At 69.3% G+C, this 17,856-nt stretch carries 12 protein-coding genes; 9 read left to right on the top strand and 3 right to left on the bottom strand.

Translation table 11 applies throughout. The features are described from left to right. The first annotated feature begins 290 nt into the window (after positions 1-290). From OCL97_RS20105 to OCL97_RS20075, 7 genes are all read left to right on the top strand, one after another. The gene (locus tag OCL97_RS20105) at positions 291-1,607 is read left to right on the top strand and encodes a CitMHS family transporter (RefSeq protein ID WP_377371510.1); all 1,317 of its coding nucleotides are present in this window, start codon (positions 291-293) and stop codon (positions 1,605-1,607) included. A 55-nt stretch (positions 1,608-1,662) separates the two neighbouring features. Beyond that, positions 1,663-2,130 (top strand): (2Fe-2S)-binding protein, encoded by a 468-nt coding sequence (locus OCL97_RS20100; RefSeq protein ID WP_305762318.1) that lies wholly within the window; start codon positions 1,663-1,665, stop codon positions 2,128-2,130. Position 2,131: 1 nt separating this feature from the next. Beyond that, positions 2,132-4,321, top strand: a complete 2,190-nt coding sequence (locus OCL97_RS20095) for a xanthine dehydrogenase family protein molybdopterin-binding subunit (RefSeq protein ID WP_377371508.1) — start codon at positions 2,132-2,134, stop codon at positions 4,319-4,321. A 95-nt stretch (positions 4,322-4,416) separates the two neighbouring features. Next, positions 4,417-5,664: a TetR/AcrR family transcriptional regulator gene (locus tag OCL97_RS20090; RefSeq protein WP_377371507.1), complete on the top strand. Its 1,248-nt coding sequence runs from the start codon at positions 4,417-4,419 to the stop codon at positions 5,662-5,664. Positions 5,665-5,824: 160 nt separating this feature from the next. After that, positions 5,825-9,172, top strand: a complete 3,348-nt coding sequence (locus OCL97_RS20085) for a carboxyl transferase domain-containing protein (protein WP_377371506.1) — start codon at positions 5,825-5,827, stop codon at positions 9,170-9,172. 217 nt (positions 9,173-9,389) lie between these two features. Beyond that, a complete protein-coding gene (locus OCL97_RS20080) occupies positions 9,390-11,312 on the top strand; it encodes a HAMP domain-containing methyl-accepting chemotaxis protein (protein ID WP_377371505.1) in 1,923 nt (640 codons plus the stop codon). Between the two features lie 476 nt (positions 11,313-11,788). Next, positions 11,789-13,513 carry a hypothetical protein gene (locus OCL97_RS20075; RefSeq protein WP_377371504.1) on the top strand — a complete coding sequence of 575 codons (1,725 nt, stop codon included), beginning with the start codon at positions 11,789-11,791 and terminating at the stop codon, positions 13,511-13,513. Here the strand turns inward: OCL97_RS20075 and OCL97_RS20070 are convergent. Further along, the gene (locus OCL97_RS20070) at positions 13,452-14,201 is read right to left on the bottom strand and encodes an ArsR/SmtB family transcription factor (protein WP_377371503.1); all 750 of its coding nucleotides are present in this window, start codon (positions 14,199-14,201) and stop codon (positions 13,452-13,454) included. The genes OCL97_RS20075 and OCL97_RS20070 overlap by 62 nt on opposite strands. Before the next feature lie 113 nt (positions 14,202-14,314). Between OCL97_RS20070 and OCL97_RS20065 the strand changes: the two genes are divergently transcribed. Both OCL97_RS20065 and OCL97_RS20060 read left to right on the top strand, forming a co-directional pair. Beyond that, positions 14,315-14,626: an NIPSNAP family protein gene (locus OCL97_RS20065; protein ID WP_377371502.1), complete on the top strand. Its 312-nt coding sequence runs from the start codon at positions 14,315-14,317 to the stop codon at positions 14,624-14,626. 82 nt (positions 14,627-14,708) lie between these two features. Beyond that, positions 14,709-16,247 (top strand): acyl-CoA synthetase, encoded by a 1,539-nt coding sequence (locus OCL97_RS20060; RefSeq protein WP_377371501.1) that lies wholly within the window; start codon positions 14,709-14,711, stop codon positions 16,245-16,247. Here OCL97_RS20060 and OCL97_RS20055 read toward each other — a convergent pair. Both OCL97_RS20055 and OCL97_RS20050 read right to left on the bottom strand, forming a co-directional pair. Beyond that, a complete protein-coding gene (locus tag OCL97_RS20055) occupies positions 16,244-16,651 on the bottom strand; it encodes a hypothetical protein (protein ID WP_304781160.1) in 408 nt (135 codons plus the stop codon). The genes OCL97_RS20060 and OCL97_RS20055 overlap by 4 nt on opposite strands. Beyond that, entirely contained in the window at positions 16,648-17,673 is a 1,026-nt protein-coding gene (locus OCL97_RS20050; protein ID WP_377371500.1) for a phosphotransferase family protein, read from the bottom strand. The genes OCL97_RS20055 and OCL97_RS20050 overlap by 4 nt, the downstream gene beginning before the upstream one ends. Positions 17,674-17,856 lie beyond the last annotated feature (183 nt).

The following is a 17,856-nucleotide window of genomic DNA, read 5'->3' as shown; positions in this document are numbered from 1 at the left end:
GGCGAACCGCATAGCCGGGCTTGAGTAGCCCGGCTCGCTCTCGACGGTGGCCGGTCGGAGACCGGTCGGATGAGGGGGCCCGCCACCTCAGAATAATTGCCGTCATCCCGGACGGCCGCCAGGCCGATCCGGGACCCAGGTGACGGGGCTGGGCTCCTGGGTCCCGGCTCTTCGCTTCGCTACGGCCGGGATGACGCGGTGGATCTGGCTGAGAGGCCTATCGACCCCGCAAGGGGAGAAGGAAAACGCACGCCTTCCACCCCGACAGATTCTCGGCGAGGTTGGCGCCCATGTTGACCCTGCTCGCCTTCGCCATGGTGGCGACCTTCATGACCCTGATCATGTCGGGTCGTGTCTCGGCCCTGGTGGCCTTGATCCTCACCCCCGTCGTCTTCGGCCTGCTGGCGGGGCATGGCTCCGACCTGGGTCCGATGATGCTCGACGGCGTGAAGGCGCTGGCGCCCACCGGCGTGATGCTGGCCTTCGCCATCCTGTACTTCGGTCTGATGACCGATGCGGGGCTGTTTGATCCCCTGGTGGCCGCGATCGTCCGCGCGGTCGGCGGGGACCCCGTGCGGATCGTCGTGGGGTCGGCGGTGCTGGCCCTGGTGGTCTCCATGGATGGGGACGGGTCCACCACCTACCTGATCTGCTGCGCGGCGATGCTGCCGCTGTACCGCCGCATGGGGCTCAATCCCCTGATCCTGGCTTGCCTGCTGATGCTGGCCTGCGGGGTGACCAACATCACCCCCTGGGGCGGGCCCACCGCGCGGGCGGCAAGCGCCCTGCAGCTGGACGCCGCCGACATCTTCGTTCCGATGATCCCCAGCATGCTGGCGGGGATGGCCTTCATTCTGCTCGTCGCCTGGATCCTTGGCCGGAGCGAGAGGAAGCGGCTGGGCGCCCTGTCCTCCACCGGCCAGCTGCGCGCGCCCGACGATGAGGCGCTGGTCCGCGACCTGGTGGACGACAACGACCGCACCGAGCGGCCGAAGCTGATCCTGGTCAACCTGGCCCTGACGCTTGGCCTGCTGGCGGCCCTGATCCTGGGGGTGCTGCCGCTGCCGGTGCTGTTCATGATCGCCACGGCCATCGCCCTGGTGGTGAACTACCCCTCCCTCGCCGCCCAGAAGGCGCGGATCGCCGCCCATGCCCCCAACATCCTGCCGGTGATCGCCCTGATCTTCGCGGCGGGCATCTTCACGGGCATCCTCAACGGCACCGGGATGACGCAGGCGATGGCGGGCAGCGTCACTGGCCTTATCCCGCCGGTGCTGGGGCCGTACCTGGCGCCGATCACCGCCCTGCTGTCCATGCCCTTCACCTTCTTCATCTCCAACGACGCCTTCTATTTCGGCATCCTGCCGATCCTGACGGAGGCCGCGGCGACCTATGGGATCAGCCCGGTGGAGATGGCGCGGGCCTCGCTCACCGGCCAGGCCGTGCACCTGCTCTCGCCCCTGGTGCCGTCCACCTACCTGCTGGTGGGCCTGGTTCGGGTGGAGCTGGCCCAGCACCAGAGGTTCACCCTGGCCTGGGCCGTGGCCCTGTCCCTTGTCCTGCTGACCGCAGGAATCCTCACGGGGATCATTCCCCTGACTGGCTAAGGCGTCGCGTCGCGGTTAGGCTTGTCCCAACAAGATATTTCGGAGGGACGGCGCCATGGTCTTCAAGATCAACGTCAACGGCAAAAGCCAGAACGTGGACGTCGAGGAGGGCACGCCCCTGCTCTGGGCGCTGCGCGACGGGCTGGGGATCCTGGGGCCGAAGTTCGGCTGCGGCGTCGGCCAGTGCGGCGCCTGCACCGTCCATGTCGACGGCCAGCCCGTGCGCTCCTGCTCCCTGCCCATCGAGGCGGTGGGCGCGGGCAAGGTTGTGACGATCGAGGGGATCGGCGCCACCGCCAACGGCAAGAAGATCCAAGCCGCCTGGACCGAGCTGGACGTCGCCCAGTGCGGCTACTGCCAGCCCGGCCAGATCATGTCGGCCACCGCCCTGCTGAACGCCACGCCCAAGCCGGCCGACGCCGATATCGACGCGGCGATGAGCGGCAACATCTGCCGCTGCGCCACCTACATCCGCATCCGAGCGGCGATCAAACAGGCCTCCGGCCAGAAGGTGGAGGCTTAAGATGGCCGACGGTTTCACCGAGGGCGCCTCGCGCCGCGACCTGCTCAAGACCGGCGCCCTGGCCGGCGGGCTGATGCTGTCCTTCAGCGTGGCCGGCAAGGCCGACGCCGCGCCGGCCGCTGAGGCCAAGCTCAACGCCTATGTCAGCCTGACGCCTGACAACAAGGTCACCATCGTCTCCAAGAACCCGGAGATCGGCCAGGGCATCAAGACCTCCCTGCCGATGATCATCGCCGAGGAGTTCGACGTCGACTGGGCCCAGGTCACCACCAAGCAGGCCGACGGCGACCCCGCCACCTATGGCCGCCAGTTCGCCGGCGGCAGCATGGCCACCCCCCTGCACTGGGACGAACTGCGCCGGGTCGGCGCCGCGGGCCGGGCCATGATCGTGGCCGCCGCCGCCCAGACCTGGAACGTGCCGGCCGCCGAATGCACCACGGCCCTCGGCGTCGTCTATCACAAGGCCTCTGGCAAGAAGGCGACCTATGGTTCGCTCGCCGCCAAGGCCGCGACCCTGCCGGCTCCGGACCTGAAGACCGTGCCGCTGAAGGACGCCAAGGACTACAAGATCCTCGGCCGGTTCATGCCGCAGGTGGACAGCGCCGGCCTGGTGACCGGCAAGCCGCTGTTCGGGATCGATGTGGTGGTTCCCGGCATGCTCTACGCCACCTTCGACAAGGCGCCGGTGTTCGGCGCCAAGGTGGCCAGCGCCGATCTGGCCGCCGCCAAGGCGGTGAAGGGTGTGCGTCACGCCTTCATCGTCGAGGGCGGAACCGAGCTCAGCGGCCTGCTGCCCGGCGTGGCGGTGGTGGCCGACAGCTGGTGGCAGGCCCACAAGGCCCGCGAGAAGCTGAACATCCAGTGGGCTGAGCATCCCACCTCCAAGCAGTCCACCGCCGACTACGACGCCCAGGCGCTGGCGCTCTCCAAGGCCGCGCCCCTGCGCACCGAGCGCAATGACGGCGATGTGGCGGCCGGGATGAAGGCGGCCAGCAAGACGGTGGAGGCGGCCTATTCCTACCCCTTCATCGCCCACGCCGCCCTGGAGCCGATGAACTGCACCGCCGCCTTCAAGGACGGCAAGCTGGAGATCTGGGCGCCGACCCAGAACCCGGAGCCGGGCCGCCAGCTGGTGGCCAAGACCCTGGGCATGGACCCCGCCGCCATCAGCCTGCACATGACCCGCTGCGGCGGCGGCTTCGGTCGCCGGCTGGCCAATGACTACATGGTCGAGGCGGCCTGGATCGCCAAGCAGGCCGGCGCGCCGGTCAAGCTGGTGTGGAGCCGCGAGGACGACCTGCGGCACGACTTCTATCGTCCGGGGGGCTACCACTTCCTGTCGGGCGGCGTCGATGCGAGCGGGGCAGTCACCGCCTGGCGCGACCACTTCGTCAGCTTCGGGAACGACGGCAAGTTCGCCTCCAGCGCCGGCATGTCGCAGAACGAGTTCCCGGCCCGCTTCGTGCCCAACTTCCGCTACGACCTGTCGCTGATCCCCACCGGCGTGCCGACCGGTCCCCTGCGGGCGCCGGGCAGCAATGCGCTGTCCTTCGTCATGCAGTCCTTCATCGACGAGCTGGCCCATGCGGCCGGCGCCGACCCGGTGGCCTTCCGCCTGAAGCTGCTGGGGGACGGGGCCATGGTGGGGACGCCGGGCCAGAGCGGCTACGCCGCCGACCGCATGCGCGGCGTGGTCAAGCTGGCCGCCGAGAAGGCCGGCTGGGGCAAGACCAAGCTGCCCAAGGGCACGGGCATGGGCATCGCCTTCCACTTCAGCCACATGGGCTATTTCGCCGAGGTGGTGCAGGCCACGGTCGCGGCCGATGGCGCGGTGAAGGTGGACAAGGTGTGGGTGGCCGCCGACGTGGGCCGCCAGATCATCAATCCGGCGGGCGGGATCAACCAGGTGCAGGGCTCGGTGCTCGACGGCCTGTCGGCGGCGCTCGGCCAGCTGATCACCATCGAGAACGGCGCGGCGGTGCAGGGCAACTTCGGCGACTATCCGCTGATGCGGATCGCCGACGCGCCGCCGGTGGAGGTGCACTTCCTGATCACCGACAACCCCCCGACCGGCCTGGGCGAACCGGCCCTGCCCCCCGCGCCGCCGGCCCTGTGCAACGCGATCTTCGCGGCGACCGGCAAGCGGATCCGCAGCCTGCCGATCAATACCGAGGCGTTGAAAAGCGTTTGACCGCTCAAGGGCCCCGGCGTCTTCCGCCGGGGCCATCGGTCGGGCTAGGGTGGACTTGAAGACGCGGTGACAGCCCGCGCGTAGCGGGTGGAGACATGACGGATATCCTTGAGCCGCCGGCGAAGACGACCCGTGGTCCGACCCGCCGGTTCGAACAGCGCAAGACCGCCATCGTCGCCTCCGCCGTCGAGGTGCTGAACCGCAAGGGCGTGCGCGGCATGACGCTGGGCGAGGTGGCGGCCAGCCTGAACCTCGTGCCCACCGGGGTGATCTACTACTTCAAGAACAAGGAAGAGCTGGCGGCCGCCTGCTTCCTGAAGGGCGTGGAGGGGTTCAGCCAGTTCCTGGTCGCTGGCGAGGCCGGGACCGATGTGCGGGACCGCCTGACCCGGTTCTTCGACGCCTATCTCGACTATCACCGTCGCATGGCCCTGGCCGAGGTCGAGCCGCTCACGACCTTCAACGACGTGCGCGCTCTGAACTCCCCTCCTGTGAACGACGCCTATGTGGCGATGTTCCGCCGCGCGCGGGGCCTGCTGGACGGTCCGGAAACCGCCAGCCTGACCCGCCTGGAGCTGAACGCGCGCGCCCACATGCTGCTGTCGGAGATCTTCTGGGCGCCGGTCTGGCTGCACCGGCACGATCCCGAGGACTATGGCCGGGTCACGCAGCGCCTGCTGTCGATCACCGCCGACGGCCTGGCCGCGCCGGGCGCCGTCTGGGATCCCAGGCCGCTGCCGGGCCTGATCCCTGAGCCGCCCGAGGGCGGAGAGATCTCCAGCGAGCTCTTCCTGCGGGCGGCCACCGAGCTGATCAACGAGGAGGGCTATCTCGGCGCCTCGGTGGAGAAGATCTCGGCCCGGCTCAATGTCACCAAGGGCGCCTTCTACCACCACAACGAGACCAAGGATGAACTGGTGGAGGCCTGTTTCGAGCGCACCATCGAGGTGATGCGCCGGGCCATCCGCCAGGCCGAGGCCGTCACCACCGATGGCCTCCAGACCCTGGCCACCGTGGCCACGGCCCTGGTGGAGTACCAGATGTCAGGCAATGCGCCCCTGCTGCGGACCTCGGCCCTGACCTCGGCGCCAGAGTCCATCCAGCCCAAGCTGGTGGCCAAGTTCGACCGCATCTCCGACCGCTTCGCCTCGCTGATCAGCGACGGGATCGCCGACGGCTCCATTCGGCCCATCGACACCAATATCGGCGCCCAGGTGATCACCGCGGCGATCAACGCGGCCGCCGAGCTGCGGCATTGGGCGGCGGCGGTGACGCCGGGCCAGGCGGTGAACCTCTATGTGCGGCCGCTGTTCGAAGGGCTGTTGTCGCCTCCGGTGCGCTGAAACCAAGACCAATGAGACGGCCGAGAGCCTTTTAGGATCAGATGGAATCATCTGATCCGTTCAAAAAGGCTCTCAAACATAAAGTTAGAGCGCGCCGGACGGGTTAACCGGGGTCCACTTAACCCTGGCGCGCTCTGGCGGCCGCGAGAGGGTAGGGGACATGAAGAAGCTTCTGATCGCCAACCGCGGCGAGATTGCCGTGCGTATCGCCCGCACCGCCGCCGAGATGGGGATCGCCACGGTGGCGGTCTTCGCCGAGGATGACGCCTCATCCCTCCATACCCGCAAGGCCGACGAGGCGGTGGGTCTGAAGGGCTCGGGCCCCGCGGCCTATCTCGATGGCGCGCAGATCCTGCAGATCGCCAGGCAGGTCGGCGCCGACGCCGTCCATCCGGGCTACGGCTTCCTCAGTGAGAATCCCGCCTTCGCCCGGGCCTGCGCCGAGGCGGGCGTGACCTTCGTGGGGCCGAGCCCCGAAACCCTGGAGCTGTTCGGCGACAAGGGGCAGGCCCGGGCGCTGGCCGCCCGATGCAAGGTGCCGATCCTGCCGGGCACGGAGGGGACCACGACCCTGGCGCAGGCCAGGGCCTTCCTGGCGAGCCTGGGACCCGGCGGAGCGGTGATGGTCAAGGCGGTCTCCGGCGGCGGTGGCCGGGGCATGCGTCCGGCCCGGTCGGCGGACGAGCTGGAGCAGGCCTTCGAGCGCTGCGCCTCCGAGGCCCTGGCGGCCTTCGGCGACGGCTCGCTCTATGTCGAGCAGTTCCTGCCCCGGGCCCGGCATATCGAGGTGCAGATCCTCGGCGACGGGACCAGCATCTCCCACCTGTGGGACCGCGAGTGCAGCCTGCAGCGCCAGCGCCAGAAGGTGGTGGAGGTCGCGCCGGCCTCGACCCTGCCCATGGCGATCCGCGAGCGGCTGTTCGAGGCCGCCGTCGCCCTGGGTCAGGCCGCCCGGTATCGCAGCCTGGGCACCGTGGAGTTCCTGGTGGAGCCGGGCGGGCGCCTGGTGTTCATCGAGGCCAATCCGCGCCTGCAGGTGGAGCATACCGTCACCGAGGAGGTGCTGGGCCTGGACCTGGTGCGCCTGCAGATCGAGGTGGCGCGGGGTAGCTCCCTGGCGGACCTCAACCTCACTCAGGATGAGGTCCCGGCGCCGCGCGGCGTGGCGGTGCAGGCCCGCGTGAACCTGGAGACCATGGGCGCCGACGGCTCCGCGCGGCCGGGCGGCGGCCTGCTCTCGGCCTTCGAGCCCCCGTCGGGGCCGGGTGTCCGGGTCGACGGCTTCGGCTATGCCGGCTACCGCACCAGCGCCCGCTACGACTCCCTGCTGGCCAAGCTGATTGTCCACGCAGGCTCCGGCGGCCTGCCCGTCGCCGTGGCCAAGGCGCACCGGGCGCTGTCGGAATTCAAGATCGCGGGCGCCCCCACCAATATCGGCTTCCTGCAAAGCCTGCTGGCCCATCCGGCGGTGGCGGCGGGCGAGGTCCACACCCGCTTCATCGAGGAGACCATGGGCGAGCTGACCGCCACGGCCGACGCCCCCAGGCTGTACTTTGAGTCCCCCGCGGCCGGCGGTGTCGCCAAGCGCGCGGGGGTGCAGATCGACGCGGTCGATCCCCTGGCGGTCCTGGCGCTGGGCAAGGCCGAGCGGGTCACGGCCGATCCCGAAGAGGATGAGGCCGAGGGGCCGGAGGGGACCAGGCCCCTGCGCGCGCCGCTGCAGGGCACGGTCATCGCGCTCACCGTCGCGGTGGGCGACACGGTCCGCGAGGGCCAGGCGCTCTTCATCATGGAGGCCATGAAGATGGAGCATGTGGTCTCCGCCGCCTTCTCCGGCGTGGTGCGCGAGATCACCGTGGGCCAGGGCGACACCGTCTTCGAGGACCATCCCCTGGCCTTCCTCGAGGAGGTCGAGGTGGAAGGCGGCGCCGGCGAGGCCGAGGAGGTGATCGATCTCGACGTCATCCGCCCCGACCTGGCCGAGGTGCTGGAGCGCCATCGCCTGACCCTGGACGCCGCGCGGCCCGAGGCGGTGGCGCGGCGGCGAAAGACCAAACAGCGGACCACCCGCGAAAACGTGGATGATCTCTGCGATCCCGGCACCTTCACGGAATACGGCGCCCTGACCATCGCGGCGCGCAGGCGGCGCAACACCCTCGACGAACTGATCGCCACCACCCCGGCCGACGGCATGGTCATGGGGCTGGGCCAGGTGAACGGCGACCGGTTTTCGGAGGACCGGGCCCGGGTCGCGGTCATGGCCTACGACTACACGGTGCTGGCCGGCACCCAGGGCGCGCACAACCACGAGAAGCTCGACCGGATGAGCGAGATCGCCCTGCGCTGGCGGGTGCCCACCGTATTCTTCACCGAGGGCGGGGGCGGGCGGCCCGGCGACACCGAGGGCGGCGGCTTCACCCGGGGCTTTGAGTTCTGGGGCCGGCTATCGGGCGCCGTGCCCCTGGTGGGGATCAATTCCGGCCGCTGCTTCGCCGGCAACGCCGCCATCCTCGGCTGCTGCGACGTGATCATCGCCACCAAGGATTCGGCGCTGGGCATGGGCGGGCCGGCCATGGTGGAGGGCGGCGGCCTGGGCGTCTTCCGCCCTGAGGAGATCGGCCCGCTGAAGGTCATGCAGGCCAATGGCACCATCGACGTCCTGGCCGAAGATGAGGCCGACGCCGTGCGCCTGGCCAAGCAGTACATCTCCTATTTCCAGGGTCCCGTGGCGGACTGGACCTGCGCCGACCAGCGGCTGCTGCGCCGGTCGATCCCGGAGAACCGGCTGCGGGTCTATGACGTGCGCAAGGTGATCGAGCTGATCGCCGACGAGGGCTCGGTCCTGGAGCTGCGGCCCAAATTCGGCCTGGCCATGATCACCGCCCTTGTCCGTATCGAGGGACGACCGGTCGGCGTGTTCGCCAACAATCCGCACCATATCGGCGGGGCCATCGACGCCGACGCCTCGGACAAGGCCGCCCGCTTCATGCAGCTGTGCGAGGCCTTCGACATACCCCTGCTGTCGCTGTCGGACACGCCCGGCAACATGGTGGGACCCGAGGCGGAGAAGACCGGCCTGATCCGCCACTGCTCGCGGCTGTTTGTGATTGGGGCGAACCTCACCGTGCCGATCTTCTCGGTGATCCTGCGCAAGAGCTACGGCCTGGGCGCCATCGCCATGACCGGCGGCAGCTATCAGGCCGCCATGTTCTGCGTCGCCTGGCCGACGGGCGAGTTCGGCGGCATGGGGCTGGAGGGTTCGGTCAAGCTCGGCTACCGCAACGAACTGGCGGCCATCGCCGACCCGGTGGAGCGCAAGAAGAGTTTCGACGAGCGGGTGGCCCGGGCCTATGCGGCGGGCAAGGCTCTGGCGCGGGGGGCGGGGACCGATCTCGACGACGTCATCGACCCGGCCGACACCCGGCGCTGGGTTGTGTCGGGGCTGAAGTCCCTGCCTCCGGTCCCCGTGCGCACGGAAAAGAAGCTGCGCTGGATCGACTCCTGGTAGGCGCCGTCCCAGAGCGAGGCGCGCGAGATCGGCCCGGGTGGCCATCGCAGCTTCCTCCTCGCCCCCGGACAATCCGCCGCAGGCGATCTCGGCGAACATTGTTCTGCATTAACCGATTTTTCAGCGGCGAAGCTTAGGCGGTTTACGTAACGTTTACCCTGTTTTTCCTGGGTTTTCCCCACGCCCGCCGAGCCGGCGGCAACCGCAAGAGCCGCCAATGCTGAAGACGATCAAGGCCAAGCTGACCTTTTCCATCGGCGCCCTGGGCGCGGCCCTTGTGGTTATCGGCCTCTGCGGCTGGTTCGCCCTGGATTTCGCCAACGCCAAGATCAAGACCATCGTCGCCGATCGCGTGGTCCCCATGGAGCAGCTGAAGACGGTCAGCGACATGTACGCCGTCAGCATCGTCGACACCGCCTGGAAGGTGCGCACCGGCCAGCTCCCCTGGGCAGACGGCCAGGCCAAGGTCAACACCGCCACCGCCGAGCTCCACAAGTCCTGGAGCGCCTACGCGAAGACCAAGATGACGCCGGAAGAGACCACCCTGGCCCAGGGCGTCACCTCGGCCATGACCGACGCCGACGCCGCCGTCACCAAGCTCCAGACCCTGCTGGCGGCCCAGGACCAGGCCGGCCTGGAGGCCTTCACCGGGGGTGAGATGTATCCCGCCATAGAGCCGGTGACCGACAAGGTCAGCGCCCTGGTCGACCTGCAGATCTCCGCCGCCCGCGCCGACGGGGCCGCCGCGGCCCGCGCGTCGGGCCTCTTCCACCTGGTGATGGGCGCGCTGAGCCTGGCCGCCGCCGGCATCCTGGCCTTCGGCTTCAAGATCGTCATCGGCGGCGTGTCGCGCCCGCTCCAGGCCATGACCAGCGCCATGCGCCGCCTGTCGGGGGGCGACAACAGCGTCGAGGTTCCGGCCGTGGGCCGCGCCGACGAGATCGGCGAGATGGCCGCCGCCATGCTGGTCTTCAAGGCCGGCAGCATCGAGCGTGAAAAGCTGGCCGCCGAGGCCGCCAACTTCCAGCAGGAGCTGGACCGCAAGCTCAAGGAGATGGAGGCCGCCTTCGAGGCCTCGGGCCTGGCTCAGAAGGCCGTGGTCGAGGCCATGGGCCGTGAGCTGCAACGCCTGGCCCGCGGCGACCTCACAGCCCGCCTCAGCGAGAGCGTGGCGGCCGAGTACCAGCGCCTGCAGACCGACTTCAACACCGCCGTGGCCCAGCTTCAGGACGCCATGGCCGGCATCGCCAGCTCCAGCGGCGGCATCCGCAACGGCGCCAACGAGATCTCCCAGGCCTCCGACGACCTGTCGCGCCGCACCGAGCAGCAGGCGGCCGGCCTGGAAGAGACCGCCGCCGCTCTGGAGGAGATCACCGCCACTGTCACCCGCACCGCCCAGGGCGCCGCCCACGCCCGCGACGTGGTGGCCAAGACCACCACCGACGCCGACAACTCGGCGCAGGTGGTGCGCTCGGCCGTCGAGGCCATGGGCAAGATCGAGGCCTCGGCTCAGGAGATCAGTCAGATCATCGGCGTCATCGACGAGATCGCCTTCCAGACCAACCTGCTGGCCCTGAACGCCGGGGTGGAAGCCGCCCGGGCCGGGGACGCCGGCAAGGGCTTCGCGGTCGTGGCCTCAGAAGTGCGCGCCCTGGCGCAGCGCTCCGCCGAAGCCGCCAAGGAGATCAAGGCGCTGATCAGCGCGTCCACCGCCCAGGTCAACGAGGGTGTATCCCTGGTGGGCCAGACCGGCGAGGCCCTGGAGCGCATCGCCGTCCAGATCTCGCAGATCAACGGCGTGGTCTCGGAGATCGCCGCCAGCGCCCAGGAACAGGCCACCGGCCTGCATCAGGTCAACACCGCCGTCACCCAGATGGACCAGATGACCCAGCAGAACGCCGCCATGGTCGAGCAGTCCACCGCCGCCGGCCACTCCCTGCGCAACGAGGCCGACACCCTCATGACCCTGATCAACAAGTTCGACGTCGGCGCCGCCGGCGTCGCCCTGCGCCCCGCCGCCCAGCGCCCCACCGCCCGCACCCCCACCGCCCCGGCCCGCCGCATCCCGGCCCCCAGCGGCGCCGCCACCGCCCGCAAGCTCGAACCCCAGGCCCAGAGCGAGGGCTGGGAAGAGTTCTAGGGGCGCCTCCCTGGCGAGGGAGATGGCACAGGAAATTCGGTCGCGTGGACCGGCTAAGCGGTGAAGAGAGGCTCCCCCTCGGGGCAGGCTTATCGCCTATGAGATTGGCCGAGGCCCATGGAGGCGCGGCGGCTTCAAATCCTCCCCCAGGCCGCAGGCCGATGTGGGGGAGGTGGGTCGCCGCGCAGCGGCGAGCCGGAGGGGGACCAACGTCGTTGGCCTCCATAGCCCCAAAACAAGAGTCAAAGTCCCCCTCCGACCCGCGGCTGCGCGACGCCCCCTCAATTCCCAACAATTCTCGTTAAGGTAGCTCTCTCCGGAACCCACCCTCAGGCGGAGTGTTCCCCCTTCTAACGCCTAGCTTCGCGTTGAAGGACCGCCTCGACATGACGCCCTCGACGGACGGGACTCAGCCGGCGCAGTCCGGCCCGGGAGCCGAGCGGCGTGATGCTGGCACGCGCGAGGCCGGGCCCTTGATGTCGCTCGCGCGCGGCAGCCGCCTCTGGGAGGTTGCCGCCCTTTCCCTTGGGTGGGCCGTCGCCGCGGCCCTGCTGGGCCTCTATTCCCAACGGCTTGTTCTCGACCTTCCCTTGTTCGCCACAGACGAGGGCGCCTATCTCATCCGGGCGCTCCTGATCGGCGAGATGATCGCACGTCATGCGCCCGAGGTGCCGCGCGTCGACAACACGGTGTTCCTCTGGATCCTGCGGGGCCTGGGCGAGCTTACGCCCTCCGTCCTGGAAGCCGCGCGCGTGCTGGGCGCCGTGGCCTATTTCGCCGGCCTCCTGGTGGTCTACCGGACCGTGCGCGCCGAGGTTCCCGGGTCGATTCGCCCCTACCTCCTGCTGCTGATCCTGGTGTTCCCCTACCATCGCTTCGTGTTCACGGCCCTGCCCGAGGGTTGGTATGTCGGCCTGCTGGGGGTGATGATCTTCGTCACGGCGCGCCTCTACCGCGCGCGCCCGCTGGTCCACGCCCTGGTCCTGGGGGCGCTCACCGCCCTCCTGATCCTGATCAAGCCCCATGGCCTGGCCATGGGGGCCTCGTTCATCGCCCTGGCGGTGATGGATTTCCTTCTCTCACGCCGCGAGAAGATCGCGACCCTGCTTCTGCGGGTGTCGGTCTATGTGGCCGCGACGGTCGCCCTGGGCAGCCTCATTCAGGTCATCGCCGGGTCGCCGCTCGACAACCCGCTGCTGTTCGTCGGCGCCGGCTACAGCCAGGCCCTCTCGGCGTCGATCACCCCGCATGCGGCGCTGGGCGGCGCCAAGGCCCTGTTCTGCATGGTCTGCGCCTGCGGCCTGCTGGCCGGTCCTCCCATCCTGCTGAGCCTGATCGACATCCATCGCCGATGGCGGGAGGACCGCGAGACCTTCCGCCCCGGTCCCGCGGACCTGGTTTTCCTGTTCACCCTGATCGGTCTGCTGGCCACTGTGGCGATGGTCACCATCTTCGCGATGAAGATCAGCACAGTCGCGGCGACCGAGACCGACCGGCTGTGGGGCCGGTATTTCGAGTTCTTCGTGCCGATCCTCTGGCTCACGGCGGCGCCAGCGATGGTTCGCCCGGCCGCCTTCGACGGTCGGCGGACCCGGGTCGGGCTCGCCGTGGCCGTCTCCCTCAGCCTTGTCGGGCTTGTCGCCTGCCTGCTGGGGGGCGTGATGCTGTTCCCCTGGGACGCGACGGCGATGTCGGCCTTCTACCGGCCTGACCGCGCGCGGTGGCCCCTGGATAACTTCGCCTATCCGGTGTTCGCCCTGGCGGTGCTGGCCTCCCTCATGGCCGCCGGCCTGACCCTCACCCGCCTGGAACTCCAGAAGATCTGGCTTGGCCTGTTCGCGGCCCTGGCCATCCTCTCATCGGCCTTCGATGAGGCCTGGGTGCGGACGATCTTGCCGGACCGCGAGGTGATGGGATTGGAGATCGGCGGCGCGCGGCTGATCGCACGCGATTCGCCGGGTCCCACGGCGGTGTTCTACAACGACATCAATGCGTCCCGCTGCATCGTGCTCCGTCTCAAGGCGAGCGCTCGGATGGTCATGCTCTCCCCGGGCGAAGTCCTGGATACGTCCCGGTTCGCGCCCTACCAGACGGTCATTGTCCAGGGCGACCATCCCGTCGTCGGTGACGGCTGGACGGTCATTCAGCCAGGTTTGACATTGCGGGTCCTGGCCCGGACGACGGCGGGCGCGCCGGTCTGACCGACCCGGACTCGGGCCCAAACGCCGCCTCGAAGGCCGCCAGGCCGGGGGCGCTGAAGGTCACCAGCCGCGTGCCCTTGCCGCGCCGCGCCCAACCCAGCTCATAGATCCGGGTCAACATCGCCGCCCCTAGCGAGCCGGCCAGATGGCTGCGGCGTTCGCTCCAGTCGAGACAGGCCTTGCAGACCGGACGGCGGCCGCGCGGGAGGCCTTCGGGTTCGACCCCGAAGGCGCGCAGGAAACCGGTGTCAGGCCCCAGGCTGAGCGCGCCGCCCCGGTCCTCGATCACCCCACGGGCCAGCAGATTGTCCAGCATCGCCACCGCCAGCTCGCCGGCCAGGTGGTCGTAGCAGACCCGGGCGCGGCGCAGGGCGGGCTCCTTGGGACCGGGCCGCGTGCGCAGGTGGCCGGCCCGGGTGGCCAGGCCCATCAGGGTCTCCAGCAGGGCCGCCACCTCCTCGCTGGCCAGGGCGTAATAGACACTGCGTGACTGTCTGACCCTCACCAACAGGCCATCGTCGGTCAGCTTGCCCAGATGCGAACTCGCCGTCGAGGCCGTGATACCGGCCTCGCGGGCCAGTTCTCCGGCCGTCAGCGCCTGACCGCCGACCAGTGCTGTCAACATGTTGGCCCTCGCCGGATCCCCCAGCAGGGCGCCGATCCGGGCGATGTCGGGACCGAGTTTCATAGGCCCAGCCTAGCCTTCGACGCGCGCGACAACAATTCGATCGCGGTCGAAACATCCCCGCCCGAGGGCGGCCTATGAGAGGGGCCTTATCTACCCTCCACGGAGACCAACACGTGACGATCACCTGCCACATTCGCTACGTCATCGACCCCTTCCAGCGCGACGCCTTCGAGGCCTATGCGAAGAACTGGCTGACCATCATCCCGGCCTGCGGCGGCGATCTGATCGGCTACTGGCTGCCGCACGAGGGCACCAATGACGTGGCCCACGCCCTGATATCCTTCGACAATCTGGCCGCCTACGAGACCTACCGCGCCCGCCTGCGCACCGACCCGGCCGGGGCCGCCAACTTCGCCCTGGCCCAGCAGCAGCGCTTCATCCTGCGCGAGGAGCGCACCTTCCTGACTCCGGTCACCGACGGCTAGGCCTTGCCTGCCAAGGGTTCCGGCTCCATCGTCATCTCCTGGCGAGCCGCGATCAGACGGACGCCAAGGGGAGCAAGAGACCATGTACCTGCCCGACCACGCCCGCCTGACGCCCGACAAGCCGGCCCTGATCTCCGCCGACACCGGGCAGGTGGTGACCTATCGCGAGCTGGACGAGCGGTCCAACCGCATGGCCCGGCTCCTCCAGGCCCGCGGCCTGCGCCGGGGCGACCACATCGCGGTCCTGATGGAGAACAACCTGGCCTTCATGGACCCGGTCTGGGCGGGCTTCCGGTCAGGGCTCTACGTCACCACCATCAACCGCTACCTGCCCCCGGACGAGGCCGCCTACATCATCGGCGACTGCGGGGCCAAGGCCCTGATCACCTCCTACGAGAAGCGCGAGACCGCCCAGGCCCTGGCCGACCTGATCCCCAACTGCCCGATCCGCCTGATGGTGGGCGGGACCATCCCCGGCTGGGAGTCCTACGAGGAGGCCCTGGCGTCAGCCTCGCCCGAGCCCTTGGCGGAGGAGTGGATGGGCGACTCCATGCTCTACTCCTCGGGCACCACGGGGCGGCCCAAGGGCATCCTGCGCCCGCTGCCCCAGGCCACGCCGGCCGAGGGCTTCGCCGCCCGCCAGGCGGTCAACCGCTATGGCCTGAGCGCCGACAGCGTCTACCTTTCCCCCGCCCCGCTCTATCACGCCGCCCCGCTGGCCTATGTGATGAGCGTGCAGTCCTTCGGCGGCACGGTGGTGATGATGGAGCGCTTCGACGCCGAGCAAGCCCTTGCGCTGATTGAGAAATACCGCGTCACCCACAGCCAGTGGGTGCCCACCATGTTCGTGCGCATGATGAAGCTGACGCCGGAGGCCCGCGCCCGCCACGACCTCTCGAGCCACAAGGTCGCCATCCACGCCGCCGCCCCCTGCCCAGTGGAGGTGAAGCGACAGATGATCGAGTGGTGGGGCCCGATCCTCTATGAGTACTACGCCGGCACCGAGGGCTCGGGCTCGACCTTCATCACCTCGGAGGACTGGCTGGAACACCCCGGATCCGTCGGCCGCGCGGCGCTGGGCGTGCTGCACATCTGCGACGAGAACGGCGAGGAATTGCCGGTGGGCGAGACTGGCCTGGTCTATTTCGAGCGCGACGCCCCGACCTTCGAGTACCATAACGACCCGGCCAAGACCGCCGACGCCCGGCACCCCAAGCACCCCAACTGGAACGCGCTGGGCGACGTCGGCTACCTCGACGCCGACGGCTACCTGTACCTCACCGACCGCAAGTCCTTCATGATCATCTCGGGCGGGGTGAACATCTATCCGCAGGCCATCGAAGACCTGCTGGTGACCCATCCCAAGGTGGCCGACGTGGCGGTGTTCGGCATCCCGCATCCGGAAATGGGCGAGGCGGTGAAGGCGGTGATCGAGCCTGCGCCCGGCCACGCCCCGACCGACGACCTGGCCGAGGAACTGCTGGCCTACGCCAAGGCGAGGCTCGCCAGCTACATGGCCCCGCGCTCCATCGACTTCATCGCCGAGATGCCCCGCCTGCCGACCGGAAAGCTCTACAAGCGCGTGCTGCGCGACGCCTACTGGCAGGACCGCAAGATCTAGACCGCCGACCCCTGGGTCTTGCGCCGTTCGGTGGACGCCAGCAGCTCGGCCCAGATGGCGTCATTGATGGCCTCGTCGCGGCCCTCGACGGCGATCTGCAGGGTGATCAGGGCGCCGCGCAGGCGGCCGTTCTCGGCGGCCAGGGCCGAGAGCCGGAAATCGTCCTCGGCGTGCTCCACCGGCGGCGGGACGTAGGCCGCGCCCTTGGCCAGCAGGGTGCGGAACGCTCGGTTCTCCATCACCAGGTGGTGGGCGGCGCTATCCCAGCTCTCGGCTGCGAGGCCCATCAGCATGGCCGACAGCCCCAGGGCGCTGGCGCGATCGACCGGGTTCACATTGGGCGCGGCGTTGGCGGCGACCTTGCCGGCCAGGTCCACGAGAACGGCGGGTACTGACGGGATCATAGCCGCCCCATGACTTGCAGCGCCGCCCGGTCCTGGGCGTTGGTCATGGCCCAGGCGGGGTAGACCATGATGGGGTCGCGGTTGCCGCCGTCCAGCCAGGCCCGGGCGCTGGAAACCCAGATCGCCTGGCCCTTTACGCAGTTGAACAAGGTCCACCAGTGCAAGGCGGAGGGGGCGGCCACCAGACCGCTGGCTCGCTCCCAGATGGCGATGGCCTCGGCGTCCGGGACAAGGCCGCCGGCCAGGCCGCGGCCGAAGCTCCAGATGGGATTGAGGCTCCAGCCCAGGTCCTCCAGCGGGTCCCCCAGATGCGCCATCTCCCAGTCCAGGACGCCGTGGATCTGCCCTTCCGTGTCATAGAGGAAATTGCCGGTGCGGTAGTCGCCGTGCACCACGCCGACCTTCTGCGCCGGCGGCGGCGGGTTGGCGCGCAGCCAGCGGATGGCCGCCCGGATGATCGGCAGGGGCTCGGCCTCGTCGTCGTTCAGGACCTCTTCCCAGTAGGTCAGTTCGCGGCGCCAGCAGTCCCCCGCCGCGACCGCGGGCATGACGTTGGCCAGACCATTGGCCACCGGATCGGCCTTGGCGATCTCGCCGAGGATGGTCCACTTGCGCTCGGCGAGTTTGGCGTGAGTCCCGAGATAGGGCTCGGCCCACAGCAGGCCCGGACCGGCCTGGAACCCCGCGATCTCCTCGGCGATGAAGAAGGGGTGGTCCAGCGGACCGTCGCTCTCCTCCAGCCACAGCATCTCGGGCGCCGGAACGCTCGTCCCGTGGAAGGCGCGATACGCCTCGAACTCGATGCGGCGCTCGGTGTCGATCAGGCTGGCAGGCGGATCACGGCGCAGGATCAGCTTGCGCTCGCGGGCCTCGCCGCCCTCATTCCAGGAGCCCACGAAGCGATAGGTCTCCCGCGACGCGCCGCCGGAGATGCGCGCCAGGTCGCGGACGGCCACCCCGGTGGCCTGCGGCATCTGGAGGGCGATATAGGCCGCGAGCCGGGGTTCAAGGGGAAGGCTCACTGGGCGCTCGACGGGCCTTGAGCGACCGTGGACTGGGAAAACGTGATGTCGGCTGCGCTCATCTGCACCTGGTCGCTTGTCGACCCTACGTAAGCTTACGCGAGGTCAGCAATCGACGCTCTCCCTTGTCTTGTTATCTTTGTTCACTTGATACTGCCCTGACACGCGCGGCGGCAATACCGA

Origin of the sequence: Phenylobacterium ferrooxidans, assembly GCF_042714595.1 — a bacterium.
GTDB classification, from domain to species: domain Bacteria; phylum Pseudomonadota; class Alphaproteobacteria; order Caulobacterales; family Caulobacteraceae; genus Phenylobacterium; species Phenylobacterium ferrooxidans.
Note: the sequence above shows the minus strand (reverse complement) of the source record. Positions and strands in the feature narration are given on the sequence as shown.

Coding starts and splice junctions, on each gene's coding strand:
- OCL97_RS20105 (WP_377371510.1), top strand. CDS start 291: ATGTTGACCCTGCTCGCCTTCGCCATGGTGGCGACCTTCATGACCCTG.
- OCL97_RS20100 (WP_305762318.1), top strand. CDS start 1,663: ATGGTCTTCAAGATCAACGTCAACGGCAAAAGCCAGAACGTGGACGTC.
- OCL97_RS20095 (WP_377371508.1), top strand. CDS start 2,132: ATGGCCGACGGTTTCACCGAGGGCGCCTCGCGCCGCGACCTGCTCAAG.
- OCL97_RS20090 (WP_377371507.1), top strand. CDS start 4,417: ATGACGGATATCCTTGAGCCGCCGGCGAAGACGACCCGTGGTCCGACC.
- OCL97_RS20085 (WP_377371506.1), top strand. CDS start 5,825: ATGAAGAAGCTTCTGATCGCCAACCGCGGCGAGATTGCCGTGCGTATC.
- OCL97_RS20080 (WP_377371505.1), top strand. CDS start 9,390: ATGCTGAAGACGATCAAGGCCAAGCTGACCTTTTCCATCGGCGCCCTG.
- OCL97_RS20075 (WP_377371504.1), top strand. CDS start 11,789: ATGTCGCTCGCGCGCGGCAGCCGCCTCTGGGAGGTTGCCGCCCTTTCC.
- OCL97_RS20070 (WP_377371503.1), bottom strand. CDS start 14,201: ATGAAACTCGGTCCCGACATCGCCCGGATCGGCGCCCTGCTGGGGGAT.
- OCL97_RS20060 (WP_377371501.1), top strand. CDS start 14,709: ATGTACCTGCCCGACCACGCCCGCCTGACGCCCGACAAGCCGGCCCTG.
- OCL97_RS20055 (WP_304781160.1), bottom strand. CDS start 16,651: ATGATCCCGTCAGTACCCGCCGTTCTCGTGGACCTGGCCGGCAAGGTC.